12 protein-coding genes are annotated in these 12167 nt (G+C 71.7%); 9 read left to right on the forward strand and 3 right to left on the reverse strand.

Translation table 11 applies throughout. The features are described from left to right. Nucleotides 1–88 precede the first annotated feature (88 nt). Nucleotides 89–1102: a tryptophan--tRNA ligase gene (gene trpS / locus V8690_RS26880; protein WP_338782650.1), complete on the forward strand. Its 1014-nt coding sequence runs from the start codon at nt 89–91 to the stop codon at nt 1100–1102. Nucleotides 1103–1244: 142 nt separating this feature from the next. After that, a complete protein-coding gene (locus V8690_RS26885) occupies nt 1245–1823 on the forward strand; it encodes a 2'-5' RNA ligase family protein (protein WP_338782651.1) in 579 nt (192 codons plus the stop codon). 12 nt (nt 1824–1835) lie between these two features. Here V8690_RS26885 and V8690_RS26890 read toward each other — a convergent pair whose 3' ends face one another. Next, a complete protein-coding gene (locus tag V8690_RS26890; RefSeq protein WP_338782652.1) occupies nt 1836–2591 on the reverse strand; it encodes a decaprenylphospho-beta-D-erythro-pentofuranosid-2-ulose 2-reductase in 756 nt (251 codons plus the stop codon). A 34-nt stretch (nt 2592–2625) separates the two neighbouring features. Next, the gene (locus V8690_RS26895; RefSeq protein WP_338782653.1) at nt 2626–4020 is read right to left on the reverse strand and encodes an FAD-binding oxidoreductase; all 1395 of its coding nucleotides are present in this window, start codon (nt 4018–4020) and stop codon (nt 2626–2628) included. Nucleotides 4021–4153: 133 nt separating this feature from the next. Between V8690_RS26895 and V8690_RS26900 the strand changes: the two genes are divergently transcribed. The 4 genes from V8690_RS26900 to V8690_RS26915 are packed head-to-tail and all read left to right on the forward strand — an operon-like array spanning nt 4154 to nt 6975. Continuing rightward, nucleotides 4154–4675 (forward strand): phosphatase PAP2 family protein, encoded by a 522-nt coding sequence (locus tag V8690_RS26900; protein WP_338782654.1) that lies wholly within the window; start codon nt 4154–4156, stop codon nt 4673–4675. After that, nucleotides 4668–5612 (forward strand): decaprenyl-phosphate phosphoribosyltransferase, encoded by a 945-nt coding sequence (locus V8690_RS26905; RefSeq protein ID WP_338782655.1) that lies wholly within the window; start codon nt 4668–4670, stop codon nt 5610–5612. The genes V8690_RS26900 and V8690_RS26905 overlap by 8 nt, the downstream gene beginning before the upstream one ends. Next, nucleotides 5609–6061 carry a GtrA family protein gene (locus V8690_RS26910; RefSeq protein ID WP_338782656.1) on the forward strand — a complete coding sequence of 151 codons (453 nt, stop codon included), beginning with the start codon at nt 5609–5611 and terminating at the stop codon, nt 6059–6061. The genes V8690_RS26905 and V8690_RS26910 overlap by 4 nt, the downstream gene beginning before the upstream one ends. After that, nucleotides 6049–6975 carry a YihY/virulence factor BrkB family protein gene (locus V8690_RS26915; RefSeq protein ID WP_338782657.1) on the forward strand — a complete coding sequence of 309 codons (927 nt, stop codon included), beginning with the start codon at nt 6049–6051 and terminating at the stop codon, nt 6973–6975. The genes V8690_RS26910 and V8690_RS26915 overlap by 13 nt, the downstream gene beginning before the upstream one ends. On the opposite strand, the gene V8690_RS26920 is transcribed toward V8690_RS26915, so the two are convergent. Further along, nucleotides 6923–8230 carry a D-alanyl-D-alanine carboxypeptidase gene (locus V8690_RS26920; RefSeq protein WP_338782658.1) on the reverse strand — a complete coding sequence of 436 codons (1308 nt, stop codon included), beginning with the start codon at nt 8228–8230 and terminating at the stop codon, nt 6923–6925. The two genes, V8690_RS26915 and V8690_RS26920, sit on opposite strands and share 53 nt — an antisense overlap. Before the next feature lie 171 nt (nt 8231–8401). Here V8690_RS26920 and V8690_RS26925 point away from each other — a divergent pair, with 171 nt between their 5' ends. The 3 genes from V8690_RS26925 to V8690_RS26935 all read left to right on the forward strand — a co-directional run bounded on the left by V8690_RS26925 (nt 8402) and on the right by V8690_RS26935 (nt 12161). Continuing rightward, the gene (locus V8690_RS26925; RefSeq protein ID WP_086604478.1) at nt 8402–8641 is read left to right on the forward strand and encodes a hypothetical protein; all 240 of its coding nucleotides are present in this window, start codon (nt 8402–8404) and stop codon (nt 8639–8641) included. Nucleotides 8642–8664: 23 nt separating this feature from the next. Then, entirely contained in the window at nt 8665–10437 is a 1773-nt protein-coding gene (locus tag V8690_RS26930; RefSeq protein WP_338782659.1) for a metallophosphoesterase, read from the forward strand. A 182-nt stretch (nt 10438–10619) separates the two neighbouring features. Then, entirely contained in the window at nt 10620–12161 is a 1542-nt protein-coding gene (locus V8690_RS26935) for an ABC transporter substrate-binding protein (RefSeq protein ID WP_338782660.1), read from the forward strand. Nucleotides 12162–12167: the final 6 nt, after the last annotated feature.

Genomic DNA, 12167 nt, shown 5'->3' on the forward strand with positions numbered 1-12167 from the left:
GGGCGCGGGGAACTGCGCGACCAGCCACAACAGGTCCGCGGTTCCCCGCCGCCGAAACCACCCACGGCCCTCTGAGACAATAAGCAACATGGCCTCTGACCGACCTCGCGTGCTCTCCGGGATCCAGCCCACCGCCGGCTCGTTCCACCTCGGCAACTACCTCGGCGCCGTCCGCCAGTGGGTGGCCCTCCAGGAGACCCACGACGCGTTCTACATGGTCGTCGACCTGCACGCGATCACCATCCCGCAGGACCCGAGGGACCTGCGGGCGAACACACGCCTGGCCGCCGCGCAGCTGCTCGCCGCGGGTCTGGACCCGGACCGCTGCACGCTCTTCGTCCAGAGCCACGTCCCCGAGCACGCCCAGCTCGCCTGGGTCATGAACTGCCTCACCGGCTTCGGCGAGGCGAGCCGGATGACCCAGTTCAAGGACAAGGCCGCCAAGCAGGGCGCCGAGCGCGCCTCCGTCGGCCTGTTCACGTACCCGATCCTCCAGGTCGCGGACATCCTGCTCTACCAGGCGCACGAGGTCCCGGTCGGCGAGGACCAGCGCCAGCACGTCGAGCTCACCCGCGACCTCGCCGAGCGGTTCAACGGCCGCTTCGGACAGAGCTTCACCGTCCCGAAGCCGTACATCCTCAGGGAGACGGCGAAGATCTACGACCTTCAGGACCCGTCGATCAAGATGAGCAAGTCGGCGTCCACGCCGAAGGGCCTCATCAACCTCCTCGACGAGCCGAAGGCCACCGCGAAGAAGGTCAAGAGCGCGGTCACCGACACGGACACGGTGATCCGCTACGACGTCGAGAACAAGCCGGGCATCAGCAACCTCCTCACGATCTACTCGACCCTCACCGGCGAGACCATCGGCGAGCTGGAGGAGAAGTACGCGGGCAAGATGTACGGCGCGCTCAAGACGGACCTCGCCGAGGTCATGGTCGAGTTCGTGACGCCCTTCCGGGAGCGCACCCAGCAGTACCTGGACGACCCGGAGACGCTCGACTCGATCCTGGCCAAGGGCGCCGAGAAGGCCCGCGCCGTCGCCGCCGAGACCCTCGCCCAGGCGTACGACAAGGTCGGCTTCCTGCCCGCCAAGCACTGAACCCGCCCCCGCGCACAGCCGTACCACCGAACAGCGCTGTACATCACTTCGGTTGCGCCTGCCTGTAACCGGGTCGTGGCCGTACAGTCGATAGCCGGGTGGTCGTATCAGCGGCCCGTTAACTGAACCGACAGGAGACGATGTGGGGACCGTAACGATCGGTGTCTCGATCGCGGTCCCGGAGCCTCACGGCAGCCGGCTTCAGCAGCTGCGCGCGGGCTTCGGCGACGCCGCGGCTCACGGCATCCCCACGCACGTCACCCTGCTGCCACCGACGGAGATCGACGAGTCCGCCCTGCCTGCCGTCGAGGCGCATCTGTCCGAGGTCGCCGCGGCCGGCCGGCCGTTCCCGATGCGGTTGTCCGGCACCGGCACGTTCCGGCCCCTGTCGCCGGTGGTGTTCGTCCGGGTCGTCGCGGGTGCGGAGGCCTGCACCCGGCTCCAGGAGCAGGTCCGCGATCCCGCCGGGCCGGTCGTACGGGAACTTCAGTTCCCGTACCACCCGCACGTCACGGTGGCGCACGGCATCGAGGAGGCGGCGATGGACCGCGCCTTCGAGGAACTCGCCGACTACGAGGCCGAGTGGCCGTGCACCGGCTTCGCCCTCTACGAGCAGGGCGCCGACGGGGTGTGGCGCAAGCTGCGCGAGTTCCCCTTCGGCGGCTCGGTGGTCCCGCCCCAGGCCGGGCATGTGGAGCGCGGCTCCGTCCCCACCTGGTGATCCGCTCGTAGGTCAGATCGGCAGCCGCCGGAACACACCGCGCGGCAGGTGCCGCAGTGCCGACATCACCACGCGCAGCGCGCCCGGCACCCACACCGTCTCCGAGCGGCGCCGCAGCCCCAGCTCGACGGCCGTCGCCACCGCCTCGGGCGTGGTCGCGAGGGGCGCCTCGGGAAGGCCTGCGGTCATCCGCGTCCGGACGAAGCCGGGGCGTACGACCATGACGTGCACGCCCGTGCCGTGCAGCGCGTCGCCCAGGCCCTGCGCGAAGGCGTCGAGGCCGGCCTTGCTTGAGCCGTAGATGAAGTTCGCGCGGCGGGCCCGCTCGCCCGCGACGGAGGACATGACGACCAGTGAGCCGTGCCCCTGGGACTGGAGCGCGCGGGCGCACACCAGGCCCGCCGAGACCGCGCCGGTGTAGTTGGTCTGCGCGACCCGCACCGCCGCCTCCGGCTCCCGCTCGTCGCGGGCCTGGTCGCCGAGGAGGCCGAAGGCGAGCAGCACCATGTCGATGTCGCCCTCGGCGAAGACCTTGCCGAGCACGGCCTCGTGGGAGGTGGGGTCGAGCGCGTCGAAGGCGACGGTGTGCACATCGGCCCCGAGCCCGCGCAACTGCCCGGCGGCCTCCTCCAGGGCGGGCGACGGGCGGCCGGCCAGCCAGACCGTGCGGGTGCGGCGGGCGATCAGCCGGCGGGCGGTGGCCAGCGCGATCTCCGACGTACCGCCGAGGACGAGCAGGGACTGAGGGAGACCGAAGGCGTCCTTCATGACAGCTCCTAGAGGTTGCCTGGTGTGCCTGTGCCTATGGCTGTGCCTGGAGGCCGAGGCGGCGGGACAGATCGGACGTGAAGACCCCGTGCGGATCCAGTTCCGCCCGCAGGGCCCGGAAGTCGTCCAGCCGCGGGTACATGGCCGCGAGCAGTTCCGGGCGCAGCCGGGCGTCCTTGGCGAGGTAGACGCGTCCGCCGACGGTGGCGACCTCCTCGTCGAGTTCGTCGAGGAACGTGCCGAGGCCGGGCAGGCCCGCCGGGATGTCCAGCGCCAGCGTCCAGCCGGGCACCGGGAAGGACAGCCAGCCCGGGTCGGACTCCCCGAAGCGCTTGAGGACGGCCAGGAAGGACGGGCAGCGGCGTTCGGAGATACGGCGCACGATGCGGCGCAGGGCGTCCTCCCGGCCGTAGCCGACGACGAACTGGTACTGAACGAAGCCGCCCCGGCCGTAGACGCGGTTCCAGTGGGGAACGCCGTCCAGGGGGTGGAAGAAGGCGGAGATGCGCTGGAGTTGGCCGGACCGGGCGCGGGGGGCTTTGCGGTACCAGAGCTCGTTGAAGAGGCCCACGGTCGTGCGGGTGAGCAGGCCCTCGGGGAGGACGGCGGGGACGGACGGGAGGCGGGAGGTGCGGAAGGACAGCGGGTCCCGGCGCAGGCGGGCGGGCAGCGCGTCCAGGGGCGCGTGGTCGCCGCGGGTGAGGACCGCGCGGCCGGTGGCGGCGCCCCGGGCCAGCAGGTCGATCCAGGCGACCGAGTAGCGGTAGCGGTGGTCGGTGGCCGCCAGCCGGGCCATCAGGTCGTCCAGGTCCGTCGCGCGTTCGGTGTCGACCGACATCAGCGAGGTCTCGACCGGCTGGAGCCGGATCGTCGCCGTGAGGATCACACCGGTCAGTCCCATGCCGCCCGCGGTGGCGTCGAACAGGGGCGTGCCGGGGATCACCGTGCGGATCTCGCCGTCGGCGGTGAGCAGTTCGAAGGCGAGCACGTGCCGCGCGAAGGAGCCCGATACGTGGTGGTTCTTGCCGTGGATGTCGGCGCCGATCGCCCCGCCGACGGTGACGTAGCGCGTGCCGGGGGTGACCGGCACGAACCAGCCGAGCGGCAGCAGCACCTCCATCAGCCGGTGCAGGGAGACCCCCGCGTCGCACAGCACGGTGCCACCGTCGGCGTCGATCGCGTGGACGCGGTCCAGGCCCGTCATGTCGAGCACGGACCCGCCCGCGTTCTGCGCCGCGTCCCCGTAGGCCCGTCCCAGGCCCCGGGGGATCCCGCCGCGGGCCCCGCACTCCCGGACGGCTGCCGCGGCCTCCTCGTACGTCCGGGGGCGGATCAGGCGGGCGGCGGTGGGAGCGGTGCGGCCCCAGCCCGTGACGGTGGTGTGGTCCAGGCCCATGACGTCCGGGTCGGAATCGGTGTCGGCAGACATGCCCTTGACCGTATCGCCCCTATGTGGGTTATTAGTTCGAGAACATGGCATTCCTCCCCGAAACGGGTGATTAATGGGATGTCGCTCAATATTGCCGGAGTTCAGGCCAGGTGGGCGTGAACAGTGAGTCCACATGGACGACCTCGACGACCTGCACGACATGGACCACCGGATCGTTTCGGCGCTCAGGGCGTGCGGCACCGACCCACGCGTGGCCGGCGCCGCGCGTGCCCTGTCCTGGGCGGGGGAACACGCGGCGCTCTGGCTGGCGGCCGGGCTCGCAGGAGCCGCCGTCGACGGCGGAAGACGCGGCGCCTGGCTGCGCGGCACGGCCCTCACCGCCGGGGCGCACCTCGTCAGCATGGGGGTGAAACGGGTCGTGCGCCGCCCGCGCCCCGCGCACGTCGAGCCCCTGGTGCGCACCGCCGGCCGGCACTCCTTCCCCAGCTCGCACGCCACCTCCGCCGCTGCCGCCGCCGTCGCCTTCGGCGCCCTGGGAGCACGCGCCGTCCCGCCGCTCGCCGCCGCCGTGTGCGTCTCGCGGCTGGTGGCCGGCGTCCACTACCCCTCGGACGTCGCGGCGGGCGCGGCCCTCGGTGCGCTCACGGCCCGGCTCGGCGCCCGCTGGATGAGGGGAGAGGCCCACCATGACTGAGACGGCCGTCCTGCGGCAGCGCACCCCCCAGGAGCGGTCCGCGCTACCCCGCAAAGGCAGTCTCCTGGCCGGTCTCCTGCGGACCGCGCGGCCCAGGCAGTGGGTGAAGAACGTCCTGGTGGTCGCCGCCCCGGCGGCCGCCGGCGAGCTCTTCTCCCGGCATGCCCTGACTCAACTCGCCCTCGTCTTCGTGTTCTTCACCGCCTGCGCCGCCGCCGTCTACCTCGTGAACGACGCCCGCGACGCCGACGCCGACCGCGCCCACCCCACCAAGCGCCACCGCCCGGTCGCCGCCGGGCAGGTCCCGGTGCCCGTCGCCTACGCCGTCGGCGGCTGCCTCGGCCTGCTCGCGCCCGCCGCCGCGGCCTGGCTCTGCTCCCCGGCCGTCGCCGCCCTGCTGACCGCCTACCTCGGCATGCAACTGGCCTACTGCGTCAGCCTCAAGCACGTCCTCGTCGTCGACCTCGCCGTCGTCACGACCGGTTTCCTGATGCGGGCGATGGTCGGCGGGCTCGCCCTCGGCATCCCGCTGTCACGCTGGTTCCTGATCACGACCGGGTTCGGCGCGCTGTTCATGGTGTCGGCCAAGCGCTACTCCGAAGCCGTGCAGATGGCCGGAAGAGCGGGCGCCACACGCGCGTTGCTCACCGAGTACACCACCGGCTACCTCCGCTTCGTCTGGCAGCTCGCGGCCGGTGTCGCCGTCCTCGGCTACTGCCTGTGGGCCATGGAGGAGGGCGGCGTCCCGCACACCAGCGTGCTGCCCTGGCGGCAACTGTCCATGGTCGCCTTCATCCTCGCCGTCCTCAGGTACGCCGTCTTCGCCGACCGCGGCACGGCCGGCGAACCCGAGGACGTCGTCCTGCGCGACCGGGCGCTCGCCCTCATCGGCCTGGTGTGGGTGGCGATGTACGGCCTGGCGGTGGCCAATTGGTGACCACGCGCGCATGGTCGAGCCCCACGGCCCCCTGCCGCCGGGAGCTCCTGGGCTTCGCCACCGTCGGTCTCCTCGCCTACGCCGTCGACCTCGCCCTCTTCACGTACCTGCGCGGCCCCGCCGGACTCGGCCCGCTCACCGCCAAGGCCCTGTCCTTCGTGGCCGCGTGCTCGGTCGCCTACGCGGGCAACGCCCTCGGCACCTACCGGAACAGGCGGCCCAGGGGCCTGCGCCCGTACGCCGTCTTCTTCGCGGTGAACCTCGCCGGTGCCGCCGTCCAACTGCTCTGCCTCGCCGTCAGCCACTACGGCCTCGGACTCACCTCGCAGCGCGCGGACACCGTCTCCGGCGCGGTCATCGGCATGGCACTGGCCACGATTCTGCGGTTCTGGGGTACCCGTACATGGGTCTTCCGGGCGGAGGGCAGAGTCGGATCATGGACTGGCTGAAAAGGCTCCCGGTCGTCGGGCCGTGGGCGACACGGCTGATGATCACCCACGCGTGGCGGTCGTACGAGCGGCTGGACCGCGTGAAGTGGACGCGGCTGGCCGCCGCGATGACCTTCACCAGCTTCGTCGCGCTGTTCCCGCTGCTGACGGTGGCCGCCACCATCGCCGCCGCCACGCTCAGCACGCAGCAGCAGGACAGGCTCCAGGACAGGATCGCCGAGCAGGTGCCCGGCATATCCGACCAGCTGGACATCGCCGGCCTGGTGGAGAACGCCGGCACCATCGGCCTCATCGCGGGCGCCCTGCTGCTGTTCACCGGCATCAACTGGGCCGGCTCGATGCGCGAGTGCCTGCGCGCGGTGTGGGAACTGCCCGACGAGGAGGAGAGCCCGGTCCTGCGCTACGCCAAGGACGCGGGCGTCCTGATCGGCCTCGGCGGCGCGCTCCTCGTCACCATCGCCGCCTCCGCCGTCGCCTCGGCGATGATCGGCTGGATCACCCAGCACCTGGGCATCGACGAGGGCGGCTGGAGCGGGGTCCTGCTGCACATCGCCGCGTTCTTGGTCGCCGTGCTCGCCGACTTCCTGCTCCTCCTCTACGTCCTGACCCTGCTGCCCGGCGTCGAGCCCACGCGCCACCGCCTGGTCGTGGCGGCGCTGACCGGAGCGGTCGGCTTCGAGCTGCTGAAGCTGCTGCTCAGCGGCTACTTGCAGGGCGTGGCCGCGAAGAGCATGTACGGCGCGTTCGGTGTGCCCGTCGCACTGCTGCTGTGGATCAACTTCACCTCGAAGCTGGTGCTGTTCTGTGCCGCCTGGACGGCGACGCAGAGCAAGGAGGACGAACTCCCGGACGTCCCGGACGTCACGGGCGAGTCCGGCGACGCACCAGATCCGGCAGTGGCCAACGGCGGTTGACCAGGAAGGCGCCGCCCGCGAGCAGCACCAGCACACCGCCGGTGATGCCGAGTGCGGTCCCGATGCCGCTGGAGCCGTTCGCGGCCGGGGCGCTGGCCATCGGCTTCGAACCGGTCCCGGCCGTGCCGCTGCCACCGTTCCCGGAGCCGCCGGCCTCGCCGGAGGGGTTCGCGCCGGGCTGGGCGCCGGCCTGCGCGGCGCTCTTCGGCGGCACCAGCTCGCCCACGGGCTGCACCTTCCCGGCCGCCTTGAAGCCCCAGTCGAACAGCCGTGCGGTCTCCTTGTAGACCTCGTTGTGCTCGTCCTTCGCCGGGTTCATCACCGTGACCAGCAACACCTTGCCATCGCGCTCGGCGACACCGGTGAAGGTGGCGCCCGCGTTGGTGGTGTTGCCGTTCTTGACGCCGGCGATGCCCTGGTAGACGGGCAGGTCCGCGTCGCCGCTCAGCAGCCGGTTGGTGTTCTGGATCTCGAAGGACTTGCGGACCGTCTTGCCCTTCTTGTTCTTCTCCGTCGCGCCGGGGAACTTCGCGCTGACCGTCGAGGCGTACTCGCGGAAGTCCTTCTTCTGCATCCCGGAGCGGGCGATCAGCGTCAGGTCGTACGCGGAGGAGACCTGTCCCTCGGCGTCGTAGCCGTCCGGGCTGACGACGTGTGTGTCGAGGGCCTGGAGCTCCTCGGCGTGCTCGTTCATCTCCCTGACGGTGTTCTCGACGCCCTCGTTCATCGCGGACAGCACGTGCACGGCGTCGTTGCCGGAGCGCAGGAAGACGCCCAGCCACAGGTCGTGCACGGTATAGGTCTCGTCCTCCTTTATCCCGACCATGCTGGAGCCCGAGCCGATGCCCGCCAGGTCGGAGGGGGCGACCTTGTGCTTGGCCGTCCTCGGGAACTTAGGCAGCAGCGTGTCCGCGAACAGCATCTTCAGCGTGCTCGCCGGGGCCAGCCGCCAGTGCGCGTTGTGCGCGGCCAGCACGTCACCGGACTCGGCGTCGGCGACGATCCAGGAGCGGGCGCTCACGTCCTTCGGCAGCACCGGCACGCCGCTCGCCAGGTTCACCTGCGTTCCCGGCTGCCCGAGCCGGGCGCCGCCCACGGTCGACATCGACGCCGGGGGAGTGGCCGACGGGCTCGCCGACGGACTGCCCGAGGGGCTCGGGGCCGCGACGGCCGCGGGTGCGGCCAGGGCGAGGGACGACAGGACGGCGGAGGTGACCAGCAGGGATCGCCTGGCGGTCTTCTTCGGAGCGGGCACGATCGGAAACGTACATGCCATACGGGAGGAAGTCCCGCCCGTGCCCCCACCCCGGGACCGGAACCGGACAGGCTCTGGCGATACTGGTCTCATGCTGTGCTCATCCGGGGACAACCCCCGGACCCCCGGCCGCCCCCGGGAGCCCGGCGTTGTGATGAAAGGTCTGGTTTTGTGAAGCTCAGCCGCCCCGTCTCCTGGTTCCTGCTCGCCTTCGGGGTGTGGAGCTGGGTCATCTGGATCACTTTCGTCAAGAACCTTGTCAAGGACAGCAGCGGGCTCGCCTTCGACGACGGTCATCCCACGGCGTACTTCTGGGTGCACCTGCTGCTCGCCGTCGTTTCCTTCGTATTGGGGACGGTCATCGGGGCCATCGGGTTGCGTGGTCTGCGCGCACTGCGCCGGACGTCATAGCGGCAATCGGGAGACACGACACCGTGGCCATCGCCTTGTTCGTACTCGTCGCAACTCTCGTCCTGGCCGTCATCGTGACGGCCAACTGGTACGTGTGGCGCCGTCTGTTCCGCGACACGACCCGCGGCCCGGGCCTCACGCGCCGCGCGGGCGCGGTCCTGATCGCCGGCGGCTGGATCCTCGCGATCACGGCCCTGGTCGCCGAACGCTCGGGCGCCCCGTTCTGGCTCCAGCAGGTCCTCGCCTGGCCGGGCTTCCTGTGGCTGGCCCTGTCGATATACCTGTTCCTGGCGGTGCTGGCGGGGGAGGTCGTACGGCCTCTGCTGCGGTGGTTCGCCGAACGCCGGGCGAGAACGACGAACCCGGGCCCGGAGCCCGGCCCGATGACGCGAAGCCCCCTGGACGAGACGGGCTCGGAGCCGACCCCCGACGTGGAGCATCTCTCCCGCACGGCTGCCGCGCCCGACGGGGGAGGCGCACCGCAGGAGGGCCACGCTGGCGTGCCTGACGGAGTGCCTGCTTCCGCAGCGGTGGCTGACGGGCGGGCGGAGGTCGGTACCGGTGTGTCCGGCGGAGCAGCCGCTTCGGCGGTGGCCGGGCCGTGGGCGGACGGAGCCGGTGTGCCTGGCGGAGCGCCCGCGCCGCAGGCGGATCGTGCCGGTGCGCCTGGCGGGGGGCCCGCTTCCGCGACGGCGGCCGGGAGCCAGGGGGAGAGTGGCGCTGGCGTGCGTGGCGGAGCAGCCGCTTCGGCGGTGGCCGGGCCGCGGGCGGACGGGGACGATGTGGCTGGCGGGGCGACGGCTTCGGCGACGGCGTCCGGGCCGCAGGCCGATCGTGCCGGTGCGGTCGGTGAAGCGGGCGCTTCCGCCACCGCCCCGCACCCGCGGGAGGAACCCGGGCCCGCCACCCCCGGCAGCTCACCGCAGCCGCTCACCACCCCAGGCGCCACCGGCACCACTGCCCCCACCGGCCCGTCCCGCCGCCTCTTCGTCTCCCGTGTCGTCGCCGGGGCCGCCGCGGCCGCCGCTGTCGGGACCGTCGGGTACGGGACGTACGGCGTACTGCGCGGGCCCAAGGTGAAGCGGGTCACCGTGCCGCTGGCCAAACTGCCGCGCGCGGCGCACGGGTACCGGATCGCCGTGGTCAGTGACGTGCACCTCGGCCCGGTCCTGGGCCGCGGCTTCGCGCAGAAGGTCGTCGACACGATCAACGCGACCCAGCCCGACCTGATCGCGGTCGTCGGCGACCTGGTCGACGGCAGTGTGAAGGACCTGGGCCCCGCGGCGGCCCCGCTGGCCCAGCTGAAGGCCGGTCACGGGTCCTACTTCGTCACCGGGAACCACGAGTACTTCTCCGGCGCGGAGCAGTGGGTCGAGGAGGTCCGGCGCCTCGGCCTCACCCCCCTGGAGAACGCCCGCAGGGAACTCCCGCACTTCGACCTGGCCGGAGTCAACGACGTGACCGGCGAGGACGAGGGCCAGGGCCCCGACTACGCCCGGGCCCTCGGCGACCGGGACACCGCACGCGCCTGCGTGCTCCTCGCCCACCAGCCCGTGCAGATCCACGACGCCGTCGACTACGGCGTGGACCTCCAGCTCTCCGGCCACACCCACGGCGGCCAGCTCTGGCCCGGCAACCTCCTTGCCGCCGCCGCGAACCCGACCGTCGCGGGCCTGGAGCGTTACGGCGACACCCAGCTCTACGTCTCACGCGGCGCGGGCGCCTGGGGCCCGCCCACCCGGGTGGGGGCACCATCGGACATCACGGTCATCGAGCTGGCGTCGAAGCAGGCCTGACCCTGCGTGAGCGCTGCGAAAGCGGACCGAAACGCCCATTGGTAAGGTCTTTCCCAACTCGATAGATCTCCCTTCCGCCAGGTCAAACACCTGTGATTGGGTGAGGCCGCCACAAAGGGGTGTGGCACTGGCACAAGGGCCCAAGGGCCTCGGGAGGGCGAAGGCCGATGCGATCGGTTCGCATGCGGATACTCGCGGGACTGCTCGTCCTGGCAGTCGTGGGAGTGGGCGCCTGGCAGCTCGTGCCGTCGAAGAAGGACGGCAGGACCATCACCGTCGGCACGACGGACGCCGTCACGTCCCTCGACCCGGCCGGCGCCTACGACGCCGGTTCCTGGGCGCTGTTCAGCAACGTCTTCCAGTCGCTGCTCACCTTCGCCCCGGGCGGCAGCACACCCGTACCGGACGCGGCCAGGAGCTGCGCGTTCACCGGCGGCGACCTGACCACGTACCGCTGCGAACTGCGCTCCGGCCTCACCTTCCCGAGCGGCCGGACGATGACCGGGGAGGACGTGAAGTACTCCTTCGACCGGATCATGAAGATCAAGTCCCCGGTCGGTCCGGCGCCCCTGCTCGACACTCTCCGTTCGGTGGACGCCGACGGGCCGACCGTCACCTTCCACCTGTCCTCGCCCGACGCCACGTTCCCGTTCAAGGTGGCCACCGGCGCGGGCTCGATCGTCGACCACACCGCGTACCCGGCCGACAAGCTGCGCACCGGCGACGGTGTCGACGGCACCGGCCCGTACACCCTCACCTCCTACACGAAGGACGACAAGGCGGTCCTCGCGCCCAACAGCCGCTACCGGGGCGCCGTCAAGGGGGGCGCGGACCGGCCCGTCGAACTGCGCTACTACGCCACCCCCGACGCCCTGGACACCGCCTGGAAGGCGAGGCAGGTCGAGGTCGCGACCCGCCAGCTGCCGCCCGACGTCCTCGCCGGCCTGAACCCGAGCGACCCGACGCAGCGCGTCTTCGAGGCGGACGGCTCCGAGACCCGCAACCTGTACTTCAACACCCGCGCGGGCAAGCCCCTGCACGATTCGAAGGTCCGGCAGGCCGTGGCCTGGCTGATCGACCGCGAGCGGCTGGCCGCCACCGTCTACGACGGGACCGTCGACCCGTTGTACTCGCTGATCCCGGCGGGCCTCACCGGGCACACCGCCTCGTTCTTCGACGACTACCCCGGCCCGGACCCGAAGAAGGCGCGGCAGTTGCTCACCCGGGCCGGCGTGACCCTGCCGGTCCGCTTCACCTACGGCTACGCCAAGGGCCGCGGCGCCGGTGCGCAGGAGGCCGCCGAGATCAAGCGGGAGCTGGAGGCGAGCGGCCTGTTCAAGGTCACCCTCCAGGGCTACGAGTGGACCGGCTTCCAGAAGCGGTGGGCGAGCGGCAAACTCGACGCGTACGCCGTCGGCTGGGTCGCCGACTTCCCCGACCCCGACACCTTCGGAGCCGCGCTCGTCGGCACCGGCAGCGCCATGAACACCGGCTACAGCAGCAAGACCGTCGACCGGCTCATCCAGGACAGCCAGCGCTACGCCGACCGCGGAGAGGCCGACCGGGACTTCCGCTCGGTGCAGCAGACCGTCGCCCAGGACGTGCCGGTGCTGCCGCTGTGGCAGGCCAAGGAGTACGTCGTCACCACCGAGGACATCGGCGGCGGCCAGTATCTGTCGGACGGCACGGGCGTGTTCCGCCTCTGGAGCCTCACCGGAATCTGACGCCGT

The sequence above is a fragment of the Streptomyces sp. DG1A-41 genome (assembly GCF_037055355.1).
Lineage (GTDB): Bacteria > Actinomycetota > Actinomycetes > Streptomycetales > Streptomycetaceae > Streptomyces.

Coding starts and splice junctions, on each gene's coding strand:
- trpS (WP_338782650.1), top strand. CDS start 89: ATGGCCTCTGACCGACCTCGCGTGCTCTCCGGGATCCAGCCCACCGCC.
- V8690_RS26890 (WP_338782652.1), bottom strand. CDS start 2,591: ATGAAGGACGCCTTCGGTCTCCCTCAGTCCCTGCTCGTCCTCGGCGGT.
- V8690_RS26895 (WP_338782653.1), bottom strand. CDS start 4,020: ATGTCTGCCGACACCGATTCCGACCCGGACGTCATGGGCCTGGACCAC.
- V8690_RS26900 (WP_338782654.1), top strand. CDS start 4,154: ATGGACGACCTCGACGACCTGCACGACATGGACCACCGGATCGTTTCG.
- V8690_RS26905 (WP_338782655.1), top strand. CDS start 4,668: ATGACTGAGACGGCCGTCCTGCGGCAGCGCACCCCCCAGGAGCGGTCC.
- V8690_RS26915 (WP_338782657.1), top strand. CDS start 6,049: ATGGACTGGCTGAAAAGGCTCCCGGTCGTCGGGCCGTGGGCGACACGG.
- V8690_RS26935 (WP_338782660.1), top strand. CDS start 10,620: ATGCGGATACTCGCGGGACTGCTCGTCCTGGCAGTCGTGGGAGTGGGC.